Source organism: Streptomyces sp. AB3(2024) (genome assembly GCF_041862025.1).
Lineage (GTDB): Bacteria > Actinomycetota > Actinomycetes > Streptomycetales > Streptomycetaceae > Streptomyces.
Window position 1 is genome coordinate 50,033 of record NZ_JBGWAB010000004.1, and the last position, 18,986, is coordinate 69,018.

The following is an 18,986-nucleotide window of genomic DNA, read 5'->3' on the forward strand; positions in this document are numbered from 1 at the left end:
ATTCATCGCTGCGGAACCGCTCCGGGAAGAGTAGTCGCGCAAGTGCCGGATGCGGGCGCGTTCACGGCGATACGGTGATCGCCATGGACGACGCCAGACGAGAGATAGCCGACGCGCTGGGCGCCACCGGCGTCGACGACGTGGAAGCCGCTCTGCGCGTGCTGGGCTGCGCCTTCCGGTGGGCCGCGGCGGCGGTGAGCCGGGTGGGCGCCGACGCCGGCGGTGCCCGCGCGCTCGGGGCGCTGTACGCGCTGGACGACGCGCTGGAGCACGGCCGCGTACTGGAGGGGGCGCTGCCCGCGCTGCTGGCCGCCGCGATGCCCGGGGACCGGGTGGGGGGCGGTACGGACGGGCTGGTGCGGCGGCTCGCCGAGGTGACCGAGCGCGTCGCGGAGGAACGGGCCGAGCTGGAGAAGCTCGCGGCGACGCAGGAGGCCCTGCGCACCCGGCTGGAACAGCACGGGGAGCTGCGCCGCCAGGTGGACGAACTGCGCCGGCTGGAAAGGCTGGTCGTCGCGCTGGACGCGCTCCGGGAGCAGCAGCAGGTCATCGGGGAGCGGCTGGTCGCGCTGCGCGGCCGGGACGCCGGGGTCGACGACGCGCTGCGCACGAGCGGCGACGCGCTGATCCGCCTCTCGGACGACCGGCTGGCCGCGCTGGGTCCGCAGACCAGGCAGGTCCTCGAACGGGCCGCGGCCGTGCAGCGCGCCCTGGCGGTCGAGGAGCGCGAGCGGGACGAGGGCGCGGCGGCGCTCGCGTCCGGGCAGGAACTCCTGGAGCGGGTCCGGGCCGAACGGGGCGCGCAACTCGTGTCGTTGAGGCTTTACGCGGAGGCCAACCGCGACCTCGCGCGGGCCCTCCTCACCCCGGCGGGACCCGGTGGCGACGGTCCGGAGCCGGCTTCGCTGGAGCGTGTGGAGGCCGCCGCGGCGGACATCGAGCGGCGGCTCGGGGAGGCGGACCGGGTGCTGGGCCGCGTCCTGGAAGAACGTGACTCCCAGGACGCGGAGGGGCGTCCGGTCATCCGGTGACGGGGCCGCCGGCGGCCGGGCCGCCCACCGCCGGGCCGCCCGCCGCCGGGTCCGGGACGTCTGCCGGTTCGAACTCCAGCGGGACGACGGGGCCGGGACCGGCGGAACCGGAACCGGGTCCCTGCGGCCAGCCCTGCACCGCGAACCGGGCCGCCATCCTGCCTTCCATGTCCTCCAGCAGCCCGCGGACCGTCCGAGCGTTGCCGAAGCCGGCCGGATCGGCCGCGCGCTTGCGCTCCAGCCAGAGCGCGGCCCGGTCCGCCGCGCCCGCCCCGAGGGTGTAGCCCTCGGCGGCGGCCGACCGGCGCAGGACCTCCACCAGGTCGGCGGTGGAGTACGGGGGGAACGGGATCGGTTCCGTGAACCGGGACTTCAGCCCGGAGTTGGAGTCGAGGAACTCCGCCATCTCCCGCGGGTAGCCCGCGGCGATCACGACCAGACGGCCCCGCCAGTGCTCCATCTCCCGGGTCAGGGTGTCGATGGCCTCGGCTCCGTAGCCCCCGTACGAGGTGTCGCGGGCCAGGCTGTAGGCCTCGTCGAGGAACAGGACGCCGTCCAGCGCGTCCCGCACGGCCTTCTGCACCTTGGGGGCGGTCTCCCCGATGTGGACGCCCACGAGTTCGGCGCGGGTGACCTCCAGCACGTGCCCCTTGCGCAGCAGGCCGAGGTCCCGGAACATCCTGCCGACCAGCCGGGCCACCGTGGTCTTGCCCGTCCCCGGCGGCCCGGTGAACAGCAGGTGCGGTGCCGCGAACCCGCCTCCCCCCTTGGCCTGGCGCAGCCTCAGCCGGTTGGCCAGGTGCGTGAGGTGTTCCCTGACCGGGCCCAGGCCCACGTAGCGGTCGAGCTCCGCCAGCAGGGCCACGGGGTCGGGGGCCGGCGGGGCCAGGTGTGCCCGGTGGGCCTCCGGGATGTCCTCGGGCGTGACCGGCTCGTGGACGCGGCCTCGGACGCGGGCGGCCCACCGCGTGTAGATGCCGTCGGCGAGGGTCCGCATGTCCCGTGCGTTGCCGAAGGACGCGTCCTTGGTCCGGTGCATCCCCTCGACGATCCGCGCCAGCTGCTCCTCGGCGTCGGGGCTCAGCCCCACACCCCGCCGGGCGAGCCGCCCCAGGAGGATGGCGAGCAGGGTGTCGGGGGGATAGTCCGTGAAGTCCAGGACGGTCGGGAACCGGCTCCGCAGACCCGTGTCGGAGTCCAGGAACTCCTCCATCTTCTCCCGGTATCCGGCCGCCACGACGGCCAGTCGGCCGCGGTCGTTCTCCATGCGGCTGAGGAGCTCCCGGATCGACTCGCCCCCGAACCCTTCGAGCTGGTCGCTGAGTCCGTACGCCTCGTCGATGAAGAGCACTCCGTCCAGCGCCCGGTCCACCGTCTCGTCGGTCAGCCCGGCCGTCTGGCCGACGTACCCCGCGACGAGGTCCCGTACCCGTGCCTCGACGACGTGTCCCCGGCCGAGCAGGCCCAGATCGCGGTACATCTCCCCGACCAGCCGGGCCACGGTGGTCTTACCGGTCCCGGGGTTTCCGGCGAACACCAGGTGGAGGGAAGGCAGTTCGGCCTCGGTGGCGTGGCCGGCGGCCCGGAGGGCCGTGGTGGCCTCCACCTCGGCCCGCAGTTGACGGAAGTGCTCCTTGACCGCGTCCAGCCCCGGCATGACGGAGAGCCGCTCCCAGGCCGTACGGGGGTCGGTGTCGGCGCCCTCGATCCAGCCGCGGACGGCGTCCCCGTCCAACGGGGCGTCCGCCGCCGTCAGTCGTGCCAGCCGGGACCGCCAGGTCCGGGTCTTGCAGGGCTGGCCCGCCATCGCCCTGACGATCGGGGCCAGTTCCCGCCAGTCGCCGATCCGCAGTCCTTCGCGCAGGCGCGTCGCGTGGATCAGCCGTTCCAGCTCGGCTGCCTGCGGGTACCCGATCCGGGCCGTACCGGGACGTCCCGGGGTCTGCGACTGCTGGCGCACGAAGGTCTCCAGCAGGGGGAAGCCGCCCTGCTCCGCGACGAACCGGGCCACGGCGTCCAGGGTCGGCCTGCGGAAGACGAGCACCCACAGGTTGCGGCCGTCGCTCTGCTGGGCCCAGTCCGCCATGGCGTGCGCCAGCTGCCGTGCCGCACCGTGGTGGCGCAGGACCTCCTCGGCGTACGGGAACACCACCGCGGTCCGGTGCTCGCGCCCGCGCAGGTGTGCGGTGAGCGTCATCACCCCGAACGGATCGGAGACGCCCATCGCCGACGGTGCGGGACCGCCGCCGCCCGCGCCGCCGCCGGCCGGGGCCTCCCGCTGTTCCGCGGTGGCACCGCGCGGGCCGAGGCCGGACACCAGCATGCCGCCGAGCGGGCCCTTGAGCTGCGCGTGGCGCATGGTGCCCGGCGCCCGGCGCGGCGCGGGAGCGCTGCGGGACAGGCCCCGGGAGGCGTGGTCGCGGAAGTAGACGGGATCCTGCAGGGAACTGAAGACGATCCGCTCGTAGCCCTCGGCGCGCAGCAGGCGCCACAGGGTTTCCTCCAGGGTGCGCACCTGGTGGGTGCCGTCGACGAAGACATCGTCCACGCCCGGACCGTAGAGGACGGCGAACGGTTCGCCGCCGCGCAGCACGGAGGCCGGGAACCGTTCCACGCCCGGCACGGCCGCGGGCGGCGTCGCGGCGCCGGTCATGCCGTCCCGGGCCGCGGCTGCTGCCGGGTGCGGTGGCGTTCGATGTCGCGCAGCAGCGGGTCCGGGTCGCCCTTCTCGCTCACCGGCTCCGACACCCGCAGGCCCTCCGCCGCCAGGCCCTGTCCGATCGCCCGGGCCCGGGCGGTGAGGTCGGCCTCGGCGGTGGTGTCGTGGTCGTAGGAGTGCACCCGGATGACGCATTCCCCGTCGTCCTGGACGGCCTGCGAGATGTCCAGGACGATCTCGTTGCCGTTGTCGTGACGGAGTTTGGCGTAGTAGGCGCCCCGGGGGTCGGCGTCCTCGTACTCGCCGTCGACGAGGTCGTAGTAGGCGTAGTCACTGAGGGTCTGGGCGACGGCGTCGGCGAGGTTCACCCGGATCTGCGAGGCCAGCTGGCGCATGCCGGCCCGTTCCACGACGTCCCCGAGTGCGCCTTCGAGCTCCGGCGCCCGCTCCCGCAGCGCGTGCAGTTCGCCGGTGTCGGTCCCGTCATCGCGGGCCCGCGACAGGGCCCGCTCCGTCTCGCGGCCCAGCTCGTCGATTTCCCCGCCCGACCAGTAGGCGACGTCGAGCGTGTACCCGGCCAGGGGCCGGCCGTCCGGACCGAGAACGGGGCGTTCCCGGTTGCCCTCGATCAGCTTCTCGATCCGCACCAGGGCCTCCACGGCGGCGGTCTGGGCCCAGGAACGGTCCAGCTCGCGCTGCTCGATCTCCAGCCGCAGTTCGCTGAGCGAGTGGTACGTCTCCTGCGCCACGGCGAGGGCCGCGTCGAAGCGGCCGCCCGCCGAGTTCTGCTCGGCGGTGGCCAGCCGTCGTGTCAGCCGGTCCAGTTCTCCGGGGGCGTGGCGCTCGTGCGGCAGCGACCCCTCGATCAGACCGGCCATGGCACGGCTGTCGGAGAGCCAGGAGCGGACGGTCTCCTCGGCCCGCGCCCGGTCCTGCTTCATCACGTCGATCTCCCCGGACAGCCGGGCCGTCTCGGCACGGCGTTCGGCGCGCTCCGCCGCGATCTCCCGGCGTACGGCCTCCTGGTGCGCGGCCAGCTGCCGTCGGGACTCCTCCTGGATGCGGCCCGCGGTCTCGTCGAGGGTCCGGTGCAGGTCCCGGGCCTGCTCCTGGAGCCGTCGCGAGGTGTCGGCCTCCAGCTGCCGGGTCTGCGCGCTGAGGCCGCGCACCACTTCCTCGTGCCGGCGCTGGCGCTCCTCGACCCTGCCGAAGGTGCGGTCGATGTCGGCGCGGGTCTGCTTGCGGACGTCGTCGATCAGCCGTGGGAGGTTGCGCTGCACATCCTTCAGCTTCTGCGCGTTGCGCTGGAGGCGGTACCACTCGGACTCGTCGACCTGGATGCGCTTCCTACCGCTCATGGGGCAGTTCCCTTCCGGTGGGCGTTTCGGCTCGGACGGAGTCGACGGCGGCGTCGAAGGCGGCCAGCAGCCCGGCCGGCGGTACGCCGACGAGCAGGGCCTCCGGGCCGCTGATGGCGATCTCGGCCGTCCTGGGGCGGCGGGCGAAGTCGTACCCGCAGTCCGCCAGGCGCCGAGTGAGGTGGTGGATCCGCTGGTTGACGCTGCCGCGCAGTCCGCGGCCGTCGTCCAGCGCCGCCACGTACCGGCCGTCGATCAGTACGTCGACCGCGGACAGCAGTGCGGGAACCCCCGGGGACGGCGGCTCGGCGCGGAGCCGTTCGAGCCGGTAGCCGGTGAAACAGATCACGGAGACCTCGCGGTCCTCCCGGGCCAGCCGCGCCACCTCGGCGAGTCCGGCCGCCTGCAGCATCGGCTCACCGCCCGAGAAGGTCAGCCCGTCCACGCGCGGATCGCTCAGCAACTCGGCTGCCAGGGCGGCCGGTTCTGCCGACCGGGCCGGCCGCTCGGGTATCCAGTCGGGCGACATGCAGCCGGCGCAGCGGAAGGGGCATCCCTGCACCCAGAGCACCGACCGCAGGCCCGGCCCCAGCGCCTCGGTGGCGACCCGGGTCGCGGCGACGTTCAGCGTCGGCGTGGCGGCGCTCATCGGGGCCTGCCGGTGAAGGTGTCGGACGGGCCGGACGCGAACCGCCCGGACACGTAGGTGAACGACACCCCGTTGACGACGACGTCCCGGTCGGGGAGACAGGTCGCGGTGCTCTCCCGGGCGGTGGAGCCGTCCGGCGTGTAGCGGATCAGCAGGTCGATCCTGGGGCCGGTGTCGGTCGACCGGCGCCGGCCGCGGACCCTCCCCCGGCCGCCGGCCGACGGGGGACGCAGCGTCACCGCGCGGCCGGTCAGCACGACGCGGTCGGTGAAGGCGTCACCGAACACCCGGGTCACCAGCAGCTCGCCCCGCAGGGGCGGCCGGTGGATCCTGCGCCAGTACAGCCAGCCGGCCAGCAGCACGAGCGCGCCGCCGCCCAGCACCCCGGGCAGGAAGGCCGCCGACCCCACCGTGGCCCGCAGTGGCACCGCCGCCCGCGTGACGCGTACCCGCTCGGGCACGTTCAGCCGTACGTCCGGGGCGAGCGCCCGCTCCCACGGGGAGGTCACCCGGCCGGACAGCTCCAGCGTGGTGTCGGTGTCCTTCACCCGGCGGTACGGCAGGGGCCCCGCCGACAGCCGGCCCCTCAGCCGTACGTCGAAGGACCGGGACTCGCCCGGCTGGAGGGTCAGTTGTCCCGGCAGTCCGTCCAGCGTGACGGACGGGTCGCCGACCGAGGCGCTCGCGCCGGTGACCGTCAGGGGGACGTGCCGGGAGGTCGAGCGGAGCGTGAGCTTCGCGGTCGCCGACCCGTCCGTGAGATCGCTGCGCCCGGCGTCCTGCCACTCCGCGGTCACCCCCTGGCCGACGTCCCCGGCCAGCAGCAGCTGCGCCTTGCGGATCCGGGTGCGTTCCCCGGCCCTGGCCAGGTACGAGCCGAGGTCCTGGATGCTGTCGGGGCGCAGGACGGTGGTGTTCTTCACGACGTCGCCCAGCAGGCCCGCGCCCGTCGCTCCGTTGCCCAGCGGCAGCGCGTACCCGGCCAGTTCGGTGCGTTCGACGAGGGCCTGCGCGCGCCCGCGCAGCGCGGTCCAGGCGGGACCGGTGGAATCGGGGTAGCCGGAGCCGGCGACGGGGTGGTGCTCGCCGTCGGTGAGCAGCACCACGGAGGCGACCGCCGAGGCGTGGTCGCGTTCCAGTTCGGTCAGTGCCGCGTCGAGCGCCGCGCCGATGTCGGTGTCCCCGGCGGGGTCGGGTGCGGCGGGCAGCCTGGACATGATCGCGGCGCTGTCGCCGGCCGAGCCGACGTAGCGCGGCTGCGGACGGGAGTCGAAGGTGAAGAGCGCGACGTGGTCCTTGGGTGACATGCCGTTCAGGAAGCCGCCGAGGGTCGAGCGGACCGTGTCGTAGCGGCCGTCCTGGTTCATCGACCCGGAGGTGTCGACGAGGACGACGTAGTCGGCGGGCTGGTCGTCGAGCCCGAGGGCCTGGTAGACCTCCGCGCGGGAGGGGACCGGGTCGGTGGTCGTCGCCCGTGCGGTCGCCGGCGGGGCGGCCAGCAGGACGGCGGTCACCAGAGCGGCCCCTCCCCGCGCGGCGCGCGCGAACCGGGGTGCCCGTGGCGGGGTGGGGTGCTTCACGGACCTGCTCCCTTGAGGTCGGTCGGCAGGGTGCCGAGGGGGATTTCGCCGGGCGCCGCGGAGCCCAGCGGGTGCAGCACGAGATGGGCCGTGCCGTCGACGGCGATGCGTACTCCCACGTGGAAGCGGTCGCCCTCGCCCCCCGCGGGGAGGGTCAGGGTGCCCACGGCCTCGGCGCGCTCGCCCCGGGCGTCGCGCACCCGCACCCGTACGGGCGGCGCGGGACCGGCGGGGGGCGCCGTCCCCGTGGCCACCGGGACGCGGTGTCCGCCGGTTTCGGCGAAGACGGTGGCGCCGCCGGGTTCCAGCACTCCGGCGGGGCTGATCACCAGTTCCTCGGACCGCGGAGCGCCGCCGACGACGCGGTGGGTGCCCACGCAGACGGCGTGCGGGTAGCGGTCGCCCGGGTCGGCCCGGCCGGCGGCGACCAGCGCGGCGCCGAAGACGGCGGCGAGGGCGGGGTCCGTGGCACCGGGCAGCGCCACGAGCGGCCCGTGCCGGGCGGCGAGGTGCCCGACCAGCGGGCCGAAGCGGGCCGCACCCCCCACCGCGATCACCGGCGGGGCCGGCGCGCCGCCCAGGGCCTCGTCGAGCGCCCGGTCGAGTCCTTCCGTGAGCCGTCCGAGGGCCCGGCGCACCACGCCCGCGGTGATCTCCCGCCCGTCCACCCGGTGGACCGCCGTGTCGTCGTACCGCCCGCGATGGCTGTCCGCGCGGCGCAGGGCGATGCCGAGGCGCTCGGCGGCACCCGTCTCTCCCCGGGCCCCGGCCAGCGCCCGCAGTCCCGCGCCGTCGTCCGGCAGCCCGACGGCGGCGAGCAGCGCCCGGTCGAACCCGCCTCCGTAGCCGTCGGCGGGAGCGTGCCACGCCCGGCCGGTGACGGCCACGGTGCCGGAGACCGGTACGCACACCGACACCTCCGCCGCGCTCGCGCCGAGGTCGCAGACGGTGTAGCGCGCCGAGGGCGGCGCGCCCTCGTGCCGGAGCAGCGCCAGCACCGCGTGCGGCGTGCCCAGTACCCGGATCGGCGGTGCCGGGCGCGTGCCGTGGACGGCGGTCAGCGCGTCGGCCGCCCGGTCCGCGGCCCCGGCACGGTCCTGCTCCCGTACGACCAGCACCACCCGGTCGGGGATTCCGTGGCTCTCGCAGTACTCCCCGTAGGCGGCCCGCAGAGCGGCGCCGCGGCGGTCGGCCGTGTCCTGCGGTACGGGCACGCCCTCGCCGGGTACCGAGCCGGACAGCCGGGCCAGCTCCGGGGCACCGTAGGCGCCGAGCACGGCGATGCGCGTGAAGCGGGCGCCCGCGTCGACGGCGACCGCGACGGCCGCGGCGGTCACGGTTTCCCCCAGGGGAGCCGGTCGCGCAGCTTTCCCTTCTTCTTCTCCTCCTGCGACGGCTGCCACGGATCGGGCTCGTGGTGAGCCGGCGGTGCCTGACCCGGTGGAGAGGGCGGAGGGGATTGAGGGGGCGGAGTCTGGGGGGCGCCCCGGCGGGGGGCGCCCAGCCGGGTGAGGATCTGGTGGTGGCGTTCCGTCTCGGCGTAGCTGAACTGGCGCAGCTGCCCGCACAGGTCCCGGGCCCACTCGTTCCGCCCGAGTTCCCGGTACAGGGCCAGGCCCAGTCCGGGCGCCCGTCGGTCCAGCTCGCACCCGAGCTCGTACACGGCCAGGGGTCCCCGGCTGTACAGCAGGGGAACGAGCTCGACCACCAGCGGCGGGGAGACGTTCCGGTCGGGACAGGCCTCGACGATGACCCTGGCCAGCTCCCCGAGGTCCTCACCGGCGAGGACGGCCTTGCGCAGCTTCCAGACGGGACGCAGCCAGCCCAGCCGCTGCCGGCGGCCGAAGGCCGTCACCAGCTCCTCGGGCAGTACGTCGATCCACAGGCCGGGGTCCTCGGCGAGCCGCCGTTCCAGGCTGTCGCAGACGACCTCCTCGGTGCTGGGACGTTGTTTCATCAGCTGGGTCAGCACGGTCCACGAGGCGGGGTCGGGGGTGTCGCCCAGCAGCGCCTCGACCGCGAGCCTCTTCAGGTCGGGATCGGCGTCGATCCGCTGGATCACGGCGGACGCGTAGGGCCGGGCGGCGCCGGGGGCGGTGAGCTGCCGGAGCCGGGGCATCGTCGGGACCGGCCGGCGGCCGTCGTGCACGATGGCGCCGGCGATCGCGCACAGCAGGTCCGCGTCGGCGGCCACCTGAGGATCGAGTCCGGGCGCGCCCGGTGCGGCGACCCTGTCCAGCTCGGTGATCAGCTGCCGGGGGGCCGTCCTCAGCGCGACCTCGCGCAGGCGCGGCCACATGAGACCGACGACGTCCGGCGTGCCGTTGCGTGCGGCGGCGTCCAGCGCGATCAGCCAGGCGTCCTCACCGGCGTCGGTGAACTCGGTGACGTCGGAGGCCACCACCTGGCCGGCGCGCAGGTCACCGGTGAGCACCGCGGCGAACCGCAGCCATCCGGCAGGGCCGTTCCCCCCGTCCCGCAGGGCCGACCGGACGATCCGGCGGAGCGGCGAGAGGTCGTGGCTGCGGTCCTTCAGCAGCGTGCGCAGCCATGCGTCCCGCACCTCGCGCGAGCCGGTCAGTACCCGGTCGGCGGCTTCCGCGGTGTGCCCGAGCTCGTGCTCCGTCCGGTAGATGAGCGCGGCCACCCAGCCGGGCTCCTGGACCGGCGCCGTCGCCATGGCCGTGAACAGCGCGTCGAACGCGCCCGGCTGGTACGCCTCCAGGCCGCGCAGCACCCTCAGGTAGTCCGTGGCACGGGTGAAGGTGGCCTGCGACGCCCTTGCGGCCAGGACGTCTTCGGCGAGCAGCCGCGGGGTCAGCGGGCTCCAGTACCGCAGCAGCACCTCTGGCGGTGCGTGGCGGGCGAGGAAGGGCAGGAGCAGTCCCAGCTGCCGCTCGGTCAGGCCGTTCGGCGTGTACGTGTCCAGCACCCGCGTCACGTCGGCGAGTTCACCGCCGCCCCGGCCGATCTCCGTGAGCACGCTGTCCAGCAGGTCCGCCTCGCGCAGCGCCCGCAGGGCGGCCTTCGGGTCCTGGGAGGAGATGGCGTCGCCGGCGCCCAGGAGGTGCGCGACGAGTTCGGCGGTGGACTCCCGCCCGGCCCGGAGCCTGAGCAGCTCGTTCAGGTACTCGCGCCCCACGGCGGTCTGCGGCTCCGGCGGCCGGCTGCCCGCGTCCAGCCGGGCCTCGGCCTGGCCGGTCCGCGCGGCGGCCGCGAAGACCAGCATCAGGCGGTGCTCGGACTGGCCGGTCCAGGTGGCCGCGCTCAGCCAGGCGCGGCACCCGTACGGCAGGAGCGAGCAGACGGCGTCGAGGACCACGACCCGGTCGTCGGTGTCGGGGAGCCCGGCACCGGGGGCCGGCACGATCGCCACCTGCCGGCCTTCCAGCAGCAGGGCCGCGATCCCGGCCGTCCAGTCGAAGCCCAGCCGGTCGACGGTCCGGGCGAGTTCGTCGGCCGTGGTCCGTCCGGCCTCGATGCCCACGGCGCCCTCCGCCGGGTCCGGCCGCGTGTGGGGGGCGGCCCGGTCCAGTGCGGTCCACGTCAGCCGGACGGTGCTCGCGGGGATCCAGTCCACGACGAGCAGGCGCCAGGTGTAACTGGGGGCGCCGGTGCCGTCGACGCTGCCGTCCCAGGTCGTCTCGACCCGGGCGCAGGTGGGGCGTTCTTCTCCCGGCACACCGCTGAGGAACACCCGCCAGGGCAGTCCCCCGGCGGTCTCCCGGTCGTCGGGGGTGCCGGTGGCGGCACCCCAGTAGTAGCGCTCGGCCCGGTCGGAGGGGAGGCTGCCGCGCAGGACCTCGTAGCCCATGGTCCGCCCCGGATACTTGCCCACCACCGACCAGTCGGCGGACAGCGGGTGGGTGTCGGGGCCCTCGTTCACTGACCGCTCCGCTTCGCTCCGAAGAGGCCCGGCCTGGTGTGGATCCTGCGCTCCAGGTCGATCAGGGGTTCCAGGACGTTGATGGGCTCGGGGGAGGTGCAGATCCGCGGGCGCTCGTCGACCATCTCCACGTTGGCGTAGTTGTGGTAGTCGAAGACGTGCTGCGGGTTGAGCCGGAACCCGATGGCCGAGGTCGCGTAGTAGGAGATGCGGTCGGGGTGGAAGAAGGTGGCCAGCCCGTCGCGCACCATCCGGGCGGTGGACCCGCGGAACTCCTCGCACATCCACTGGAAGAAGCGGGCGCTGTGGTGCGCGGGCACGCGGGGCAGCCGGGATCCCACGGAGTCCTGGGTGACCCAGCCCGCCCGCACGGCGGGCTCGAAGATGGCGGGGTGGTCGAACTTGGCGACGCAGACGGAGACGTGGTGCGGAAGCCGGTTGTCGTGGTGCGCTCCCCTGTCCCGGACCCGGGTGTTCAGTTCGTTGAGCGTCGCGAAGAAGAAGCTGAAGCTCTCCGTCGCCTCCTCGGCGTCACCGAGCGGGTCGAAGAGGTAGATCAGCCCCTGGGCGCGTGCCAGTTGGTCGGTGATCTGCTCGTGCAGCGGATTGTTGCCCTGGAACACCTCGCCCGCGGCGTCGTTGATGTCCAGTACGAAGCTGGTCCTGCGACTGCGCTTGCGCAGGACGCCCGAGGACGGTTCCTCCCCCTGGACGGACCAGCTCATGCCGCGCAGGCCCACGCTCGCCTCCGGGAAGATCCGGCGGGTCGAGAGCCGCGTCACGCTGTCGTTCAGGAAGCTGTTCGCCTCCCTGCTCATGCCGCTGATCCGCCAGCTGCCCTGCCCGTACCGCTGGGCCTGCATCGCCGCGATCGGCAGCGCGCCGAGGAAGCTGGTCTTGCCGGAGCGCGGCGCGCCCCACAGTCCTATGCGGACGTGGTCCGTGGCATCCGCGCCGGCGGGCGCGGTGGGGATGGGCGCCGGAGCCGAGTTGCCGTCCATGACGGGAACCTGGTCCTGCTGGTACGGGTTCCCCGCGGGCCGGGTGGGGGGGCCGGACCACGGCTGCCCGTTGGGGTGCGGGGGCGGGGACTTCAGGGGACCGCCCGCCAGGGGTATCGGGGAGCCGTCGGCCGGCGCACCGCCCGGGGGCCTGTCGTTCGGGTCGTAGTATTCCTCGGCCATGGGGTCTCCTCGTGCCGGAGCGGTCGATCACAGCAAGGGGCTTGCGAAGGCCAACGGGCAGGGCGGACCCTCCCATTGCCAGGTGGGACCGAGCGCCTCGGCCACGTCGGCGGCCGTGTCCGCGCCGGGGTGGAAGGAACCGTCGCGGGACAGCTCGGCCCACGCCGTGGCCGCGTAGCGCTCGACGGCGGCCCGTGCCCGGTCGGGGGGCGTCTGCCCGGCCCGCGGGTCCGCCCTGGTCATCACGCGGACTCCGGCGGCGCGCAGCCGGTCGGCTTCGGCCCGCCAGTCGGTGCCGAGCGGGCAGGACGGCACCATGCCGTGCTGCCGGGGCGGCGCGGGCGGCCTGCGGGCGACGATCAGGGCGACCCGTCGTACGGCCTCGTCTCCGTGGGGCGGCGCCGTGGCGAGCGGCACCAGTGTCCTGAGCGCGTCCTCCAGCGAGGACACCGTGTCCTGGCGGCGCCGGGCGGGCTCCCAGGAGTCCAGCGCGGCGAGCGCGGCCGCGGCGGGCCCGGCCGGGACCGGTGGCATCAGCAGGATCCGCCGGGGGGCGTAGCCGTTCTCGTGGATCGCGTGGTCGTAGTGGCCCACGGCGCCGACGCGCAGGGCGCTCCCGGCACCGCGGTGGCGGGCCAGTGAACCGATGAGGTCCCGTACGAAGGCCAGCCGCTCTTCGGTCTCGGCCGCGTCCGCGCCGCTCAGCTCGACGGTGCAGTAGACCTCCAGCCGCGGCGGGCGGACGATCCGCCGGGGCAGGCCGGTGACCAGCGCGGTCAGGTTCAGATCGGGATCGTCCAGGGCGGTCGGGTTCGGATCGGGATCGTCCAGTGTGGTCGGGGCCGGTGTCGCCCCGTCCGGTGAGGGCGGCGCCTGCGCCCCGCCGCGCTCGCGGGGCGCGGGCGGGCCGTCGCCGGTCCCGGCGAGGGCGACCTCCCCGGGAGCCCGCAGTACGAAGGTGAGGCTGGCCGGTTCCAGGGCCCCGAGGGCGGTCCGCCCCACGCCCAGGACCGTCGGGCCCGTGTCGCGGCCCGCCGGGGGACCGGCCAGCACGGGGAGGAGCACGGAGGTGTTGCCGGTGACCCCACCGTGCACCGTGACGGTGGCGGTCGCGTCCGCCCCGGGACGGAGCCGGACGCCCGCGGGGAAGAGCACGTGGCGGTGGACGTGCACCGCGCCGGTCCGCCGGTCGGCGCTGGCCAGCAGCAGGCAGTGGTCCACGGGAAGCGGCGCGGTACGCAGTACCCCCCGCACGGCGTCCGCCGTCGTGGTGCCGTACGCCGGCCCGTCCCGCCGGTGCAGCTCGGCCCTCAGGGGACGGCTGCGGCGGAGCGTGGCGACGGCGCGGTCCAGCAGGGTCCAGCCGGGGTGGCCCACCAGCAGCACCGTGGAGCGGTCGCGGGGCGGCGGTAAGGACGCCGTCAGCCGGCGCAGCACCGCCGCGTCGAAATCCCTCCTGTCGACCGGGGACATCTCGCCGATGCCCCCGGCGAGCTGGAAGCGGCGGATTTCCGGGTGCGGGTCCAGTGCGGGGGCGAGGAACTCCCAGTCCACGGTCCCGGCGTCCTTCTGGCGGGGTATTCCGCTCTCGTCCAGATACGCCTTGATCACGTTCACGCGATCGGGGTCGAATTCGACGAAGAGCAATTCCCCGACGCGCCCGAAGATCAAATCGTCGAGTATTTCAAGCCACTGCGCCGGCCTCCGGACCGACACTTCCTCCCACGGACCCGCCGGCTGCTCCCGCAGGGCCCCCGACGCGCCCGGCCCGCCCTCCGGCAGCCCTCCCCGCACCACCGCGGCGAGCCGCCCGGAGGTGCTGCCGGCAGGCGCTTCCGGGCCCGTTTCGGCTCCCGTTTCGGCTCCCGTTTCGGCGCCTGCTTGGGTACTCGCTCCGGCGCCCGGCCCGGCACCCGGCCCGGCGCCCGGAGCCACGCTCCCGCACAGCGCCGCCGCCCGTACGTCCCAGCCGTGCGCGGCGGCCGCCAACGCGTCGGCCGCCCGGCGCGCGGCCTCCTCGGTCAGGTCCCCGAGGACCGGGTCGCCCCGCATCCGCCAACGACAGACCGTGCACAGGTCCCCCTCTTCGGGAGTTCCGCACACGGGGCATGCTTGATCAATACGGGTCCCCCGCATTCGACGACTCCCGCCCCCCGCCGCACAAACCGTCAGCACCGTTCACGCGTACGTGGTTCCGAAACCCGGCTGTCGCCCGACATGTAACCGGGATCACGTAGCGTTCAGCGGAATCATGGTGGCACAACCGAGCCGGAATGTGACGCGTTTTGCACAGCCCCCGGCCCGGCGGTCATCTGTTTGGTTCCGGGACTCCCCTTCGCCCCGCTCCCGGGCGGTCCGGGGCGGCCGGGCGGGCCGCCCCGGACCGCTCCGGACCGCCCGCCGTAGGCGGCTCGGCGCCGCCGGACCGGAGCCGGTCGGCGCGCGGCCGTACGGCCGGACACATCGCCGGTCAGTTGACCCCGCGGTCCAGGGCGGACCAGTAGGGCTCGCGGAGCTTGAACTTCTGGATCTTGCCCGTGGCCGTGCGCGGGATCGCCTCGCGGAACTCAACGCTCGTCGGCGCCTTGTAGCCGGCCATCCGCTGTTTGCAGTGGGCGATGATGTCGGCCTCCCCCGCCTCGGCGCCCTCGGTGAGGACCACGAGCGCCTTGATCGTCTCGCCCCACTTCTCGTGCGGCACGCCGATGACGGCGACCTCGGCGACCGCCGGGTGGCTGAAGATCGCGTCCTCGACCTCGATCGACGACACGTTCTCGCCGCCGGTGATGATCACGTCCTTCTTCCGGTCGGAGATCGTCAGGTGCCCGTCGGCCTCGTCGACGGTGCCGCCGTCGCCGGTGTGGAACCAGCCGTCCTCCAGCGCCGCCGAGGTCTCCTCGGGCTTGTCCCAGTAGCCGTCGAGCACGACGTTCGAGCGCGCCAGGACCTCACCGGACTCGGAGACCCTGAGCTTGACCCCGAGCGCCGGCAGTCCGGCGCGCGACAGCTTGCGCGCCCGCTCCTCGGCGGGCAGCTCCGCGTCGGAGGGCCGGGCCCGGTTGAAGGTGAGCAGGGGCGAGGTCTCGGTCAGGCCGTAGATCTGGGAGAACTCCCAGCCCAGCTCCTCGTCCATCCGCCGGATCATCTTGCTCGGCGGCGGGGCGCCGGCGCACACGACGCGCACCCGGTCACGGCCGGGGATCTCGCCCTCCCAGGTCGCCGCGGCGTCGAGGACCGCGTTCCAGACGGCGGGCGCCCCGCACATGAGGGTCACGCCGTGCTCCTCCACACGTCGCAGGATCTCGCCGCCGTCGACCTTGCGCAGGACCACCTGCTTCACGCCGAGGCCGGCCATCACGTAGGGCATGCCCCAGCCGTTGCAGTGGAACATCGGCAGCGTGTGCATGTAGACGTCGCGTTCCCACACCCGGGTGTGCAGGCCGAAGGTCAGCCCGTTGACCCAGATGTTGCGGTGCGTCAGCTGCACCCCCTTGGGGCGGGCGGTGGTGCCCGAGGTGTAGTTGATCGTCGCGGTGGCGTCCTCGTCCGGCTTCGACCACGGGCGCGGCTCGACGCCGAAGCGCATCAGCTCGGTCTCGGTCCGCTCGCCCAGGACGAACCGGTGGCGCGCCGTGACACCGGACAGCACGCCGTCCAGCTCCGGGTCGACGAGCAGGACGGAGGCCCCGCTCTGCCGCACCACGTACGCGACCTCCTCGGGCTTGAGCCGGAAGTTGACCGGCACGCACACGCGACCGCTCATCGGCACCGCGAACAACAGCTCCAGCAGCCGGGCCGAGTTGTGGCTGACCACGGCCACTCTCTCGCCCTCGCCGACACCGAGCGCGTCGAAGCCCGCCTGCCAGGCCCGTACGCGCTCGCCCAGCCGCCCGTACGTCGACACCGGCACCGGCGCGCCGGGCTGGTCCGGCTCGTCGATCACGCCGGCACTGGACGGGAACCCCAGCTCGGCCCGGTCGAGGAAGTCCGCAACAGTCATTGGAACCCGCATAGCCCACTCACTCCTGAATCCCGGATCGCCAGAACACCCGTACGGAGGAACGGCACCGCACGGCGGGGGCCGCCGGCGGCGCCGGACTCCGATCATGAAGGCATCGTGCCGTGCCGGACGGGCGCTCCACCAGGGTGGCGTCAGCCGTGGATCGACCCGAAGCGCACGGGCCCCGGACCTCGCCCCATGCCGGCGAGCAGTGCCTCCCCCTCGGCGACGATCTCCTCCTCGACGCCCCGGGGGTGCGTCCCGAACAGCTCCACGACCAGCCCGTCGCCCTCCGTCCGCCACAGCCCGGCGAGGAACCCGTCGACGAGCAGGGTGCGGTGGGCCTGGTTCCCGGTCCAGGCACGGCCCTTGTGCTCGGGAGCCACGACGCGGGAACGGTCGGCGTGGGAGAGCAGCAGGTTGTCGAACTCGGGGAGGAAGCGGGGCGGTGCCGGGGTGTCGGCGTCGGGGCGGGGCGCGTCGGGCAGGTCGAAGAGCTCGACCCCGTTCTCGTCGCGGAAGACGAGCAGCCGGGGCCGGAGCCGCTCGAAGGCCGCGCGCAGGCGGGTGAGACCGGCCCAGGTCTGCATGTCCTTGACGGAGGCGGGCCCGAAGGCACCGAGATAGCGCAGCACCACGTCGTCGACCGCCTGCGCCCGCGCTCCGTCGGCGTCCGCTCCCAGCCACCGCTCGACGGTGGTCAGCCGCACCTGCCCGCTGCGCCCCCACACCCCGCGGGGGGTGACCTGCACGAGCGGGAGCAGGCAGCGGGCGGCGACGGCCAGCGACTGGGGGTCGGCCGCGGGCCACGCCCGGAGCAGCTCCTCGCGGATCTCCCCCATGGTGCGCGGCTCGTCCTCGACGAAGGCCCTGGCGCGCGCGCCGAGCCGGTCGAGGTCCACGCCGGTCAGGCCCTTGCGGAAGTAACCCACCTCGCGGTCGCGGGCCGCCTGCACGAGCGGGCGCAGGGTGAGGGCGTCGTGGGCGGTGTGCGTGTGGATGGTGGAGCGCATGGTGACCATCCGGACCACCTCCCGCGACTCCATGAGCCCGGCCAGCCGCTCGGGCCCGAACCCGGCGAGGCGGGCGTGCAGCTGGTAGTAGGGCGGCTTCACGTTCTGGGCCTGGAGTCCGATGAGGTGCGCGACGGCGTCCCGCGCGGACATCTCGGCGCGGCTCAGCAGCAGCTGGCGGGCGAGCGTGGCACGGTTCAGAGCGCGGATGCCGAGTACGGGATTCGTCGTGGAGGCCATACACCCACGCTAGCCCGCCTTGCGGACACCTCCTGTCCGCAATCCCCACTCCCACCCTCACCCCCCTCTCCCCAAACCATTCCCCCTCCCCTCTCCCCTCCCCCTCCCTGCCCTATATCCTGCCTTTTGCCCGTAAACACCCGTTCGACCGGGAGCTGACCTGCGATGTCGGAGCGCCCAGACCGCCGCCCCTCCTCCCTGTCCGCGAAGCGCTCGGGGTGGCTGCGCCCGTCCGGCCCCTCCTCCCCGACCCCGCCGACCGCCTCCGGCCCGGCGGGCGCGGCCGCCCCCGTCCCCGCGGACCACCGCAGCGTGATCGACTCCGCGGTCTACCGCGACGGCCGCCGGGTCGCCTCCCCCGCCACCCTCGCGGACACCTTCCGGCAGCTGCGCGAACAGCACGGCGGCATGGCATGGATCGGCCTGCACCGCCCGACGGAGTCCGAACTCCACTCCCTGGCAGCGGAGTTCAACCTCCACCCGCTCGCGGTCGAGGACGCCATGGAGGCCCACCAACGCCCCAAGCTGGAGCGCTACGGCCACACCCTCTTCGTGGTCCTGCGCGCGGCCCGCTACCTGGACGCCCCGGAGGAGGTCGACTTCGGGGAACTCCACGTCTTCGTCGGCCCGGACTTCCTCATCACGGTCCGCCACGGCGCGGCCCCCGACCTCTCGGCGGTCCGCCGCCGCATGGAGGAGACCCCGGACCTCCTCTCCCTGGGCCCGGAGGCGGCGCTCTACGCGATCCTCGACGCCGTGGTCGACGGCTACGCCCCGGTCGTCGCGGGCGTCCAGAACGACATGGACGAGATCGAGACCGAGGTCTTCCGCGGCGACCCCGAGGTCTCCCGCCGCATCTACGAACTCTCCCGCGAAATGGTCGAGTTCCAGCGCGCCACCCGCCCCCTGGTCGGCATGCTCCACGCGCTGATGGCCGGCTTCGCCAAGTACGGCACGGACGAGGAACTCCAGCGCTACCTCCGCGACGTGGCGGACCACGTCACCCACACCAGCGAACGCGTCGACGGCTTCCGCCAGGCCCTCACCGAAATCCTCACGGTCAACGCCACCCTCGTCTCCCAACAACAGAACGCCGAAATGCGCGCCCTGGCCGAAGCCGGCTTCGAACAGAACGAGGAGATCAAGAAGATTTCCGCCTGGGCCGCCATCCTCTTCGCACCCACCCTCGTCGGCACCATCTACGGAATGAACTTCGACAGCATGCCGGAGCTGCACTGGACGGGCGGATATCCGTTCGCGATCGGCTTGATGGCGGTTGTCTGCACCGGTTTGTACATGATTTTCAAGCGGCGGGACTGGCTCTAGGGAGCGATCGGTCCCGCTCATGCCGCGTGCATGGCTGCTTCTGTACTCCCTCTACAAACC

The 18,986-nt window shown here is 74.1% G+C and carries 12 protein-coding genes; 2 read left to right on the forward strand and 10 right to left on the reverse strand.

Annotation, left to right across the window (positions count from 1 at the left end; translation table 11 throughout):
• The first annotated feature begins 83 nt into the window (after nucleotides 1–83).
• Nucleotides 84–1,031 carry a hypothetical protein gene (locus tag ACEPPI_RS02755; protein WP_373913634.1) on the forward strand — a complete coding sequence of 316 codons (948 nt, stop codon included), beginning with the start codon at nucleotides 84–86 and terminating at the stop codon, nucleotides 1,029–1,031.
• On the opposite strand, the gene ACEPPI_RS02760 is transcribed toward ACEPPI_RS02755, so the two are convergent.
• From ACEPPI_RS02760 to ACEPPI_RS02805, 10 genes are all read right to left on the reverse strand, one after another.
• Nucleotides 1,021–3,684, reverse strand: coding sequence for an AAA family ATPase (locus ACEPPI_RS02760; protein WP_373913635.1), 2,664 nt, complete (start codon nucleotides 3,682–3,684; stop codon nucleotides 1,021–1,023). The genes ACEPPI_RS02755 and ACEPPI_RS02760 overlap by 11 nt on opposite strands.
• Nucleotides 3,681–5,048 (reverse strand): hypothetical protein, encoded by a 1,368-nt coding sequence (locus ACEPPI_RS02765; protein WP_373913636.1) that lies wholly within the window; start codon nucleotides 5,046–5,048, stop codon nucleotides 3,681–3,683. The genes ACEPPI_RS02760 and ACEPPI_RS02765 overlap by 4 nt, the downstream gene beginning before the upstream one ends.
• The gene (locus tag ACEPPI_RS02770; RefSeq protein ID WP_373913637.1) at nucleotides 5,038–5,697 is read right to left on the reverse strand and encodes a 4Fe-4S single cluster domain-containing protein; all 660 of its coding nucleotides are present in this window, start codon (nucleotides 5,695–5,697) and stop codon (nucleotides 5,038–5,040) included. Before ACEPPI_RS02770 ends, ACEPPI_RS02765 begins: the two co-directional genes overlap by 11 nt.
• Nucleotides 5,694–7,277 (reverse strand): VWA domain-containing protein, encoded by a 1,584-nt coding sequence (locus tag ACEPPI_RS02775; protein ID WP_373913638.1) that lies wholly within the window; start codon nucleotides 7,275–7,277, stop codon nucleotides 5,694–5,696. The genes ACEPPI_RS02770 and ACEPPI_RS02775 overlap by 4 nt, the downstream gene beginning before the upstream one ends.
• On the reverse strand, nucleotides 7,274–8,614 hold the full coding sequence (locus tag ACEPPI_RS02780) for a hypothetical protein (RefSeq protein ID WP_373913639.1): 1,341 nt from the start codon (nucleotides 8,612–8,614) through the stop codon (nucleotides 7,274–7,276). Before ACEPPI_RS02780 ends, ACEPPI_RS02775 begins: the two co-directional genes overlap by 4 nt.
• Nucleotides 8,611–11,163: a hypothetical protein gene (locus ACEPPI_RS02785; RefSeq protein WP_373913640.1), complete on the reverse strand. Its 2,553-nt coding sequence runs from the start codon at nucleotides 11,161–11,163 to the stop codon at nucleotides 8,611–8,613. Before ACEPPI_RS02785 ends, ACEPPI_RS02780 begins: the two co-directional genes overlap by 4 nt.
• The gene (locus tag ACEPPI_RS02790; RefSeq protein ID WP_373913641.1) at nucleotides 11,160–12,347 is read right to left on the reverse strand and encodes a hypothetical protein; all 1,188 of its coding nucleotides are present in this window, start codon (nucleotides 12,345–12,347) and stop codon (nucleotides 11,160–11,162) included. Before ACEPPI_RS02790 ends, ACEPPI_RS02785 begins: the two co-directional genes overlap by 4 nt.
• Nucleotides 12,348–12,374: 27 nt before the next feature.
• The gene (locus tag ACEPPI_RS02795) at nucleotides 12,375–14,399 is read right to left on the reverse strand and encodes a hypothetical protein (RefSeq protein ID WP_373913642.1); all 2,025 of its coding nucleotides are present in this window, start codon (nucleotides 14,397–14,399) and stop codon (nucleotides 12,375–12,377) included.
• A gap of 418 nt (nucleotides 14,400–14,817) precedes the next feature.
• On the reverse strand, nucleotides 14,818–16,359 hold the full coding sequence (locus ACEPPI_RS02800; protein ID WP_373913643.1) for an AMP-binding protein: 1,542 nt from the start codon (nucleotides 16,357–16,359) through the stop codon (nucleotides 14,818–14,820).
• 140 nt (nucleotides 16,360–16,499) lie between these two features.
• Nucleotides 16,500–17,600: a winged helix DNA-binding domain-containing protein gene (locus ACEPPI_RS02805; RefSeq protein ID WP_373913644.1), complete on the reverse strand. Its 1,101-nt coding sequence runs from the start codon at nucleotides 17,598–17,600 to the stop codon at nucleotides 16,500–16,502.
• A 165-nt stretch (nucleotides 17,601–17,765) separates the two neighbouring features.
• Between ACEPPI_RS02805 and ACEPPI_RS02810 the strand changes: the two genes are divergently transcribed.
• A complete protein-coding gene (locus ACEPPI_RS02810; RefSeq protein WP_373913645.1) occupies nucleotides 17,766–18,926 on the forward strand; it encodes a magnesium and cobalt transport protein CorA in 1,161 nt (386 codons plus the stop codon).
• Nucleotides 18,927–18,986: the final 60 nt, after the last annotated feature.

Bases quoted from the DNA above. Each gene is read 5' to 3' on its own strand.
- ACEPPI_RS02755 (WP_373913634.1), top strand. From the start codon at position 84: ATGGACGACGCCAGACGAGAGATAGCCGACGCGCTGGGCGCCACCGGC.
- ACEPPI_RS02760 (WP_373913635.1), bottom strand. From the start codon at position 3,684: ATGACCGGCGCCGCGACGCCGCCCGCGGCCGTGCCGGGCGTGGAACGG.
- ACEPPI_RS02765 (WP_373913636.1), bottom strand. From the start codon at position 5,048: ATGAGCGGTAGGAAGCGCATCCAGGTCGACGAGTCCGAGTGGTACCGC.
- ACEPPI_RS02770 (WP_373913637.1), bottom strand. From the start codon at position 5,697: ATGAGCGCCGCCACGCCGACGCTGAACGTCGCCGCGACCCGGGTCGCC.
- ACEPPI_RS02790 (WP_373913641.1), bottom strand. From the start codon at position 12,347: ATGGCCGAGGAATACTACGACCCGAACGACAGGCCCCCGGGCGGTGCG.
- ACEPPI_RS02795 (WP_373913642.1), bottom strand. From the start codon at position 14,399: ATGCGGGGCGACCCGGTCCTCGGGGACCTGACCGAGGAGGCCGCGCGC.
- ACEPPI_RS02800 (WP_373913643.1), bottom strand. From the start codon at position 16,359: ATGCGGGTTCCAATGACTGTTGCGGACTTCCTCGACCGGGCCGAGCTG.
- ACEPPI_RS02805 (WP_373913644.1), bottom strand. From the start codon at position 17,600: ATGGCCTCCACGACGAATCCCGTACTCGGCATCCGCGCTCTGAACCGT.
- ACEPPI_RS02810 (WP_373913645.1), top strand. From the start codon at position 17,766: ATGTCGGAGCGCCCAGACCGCCGCCCCTCCTCCCTGTCCGCGAAGCGC.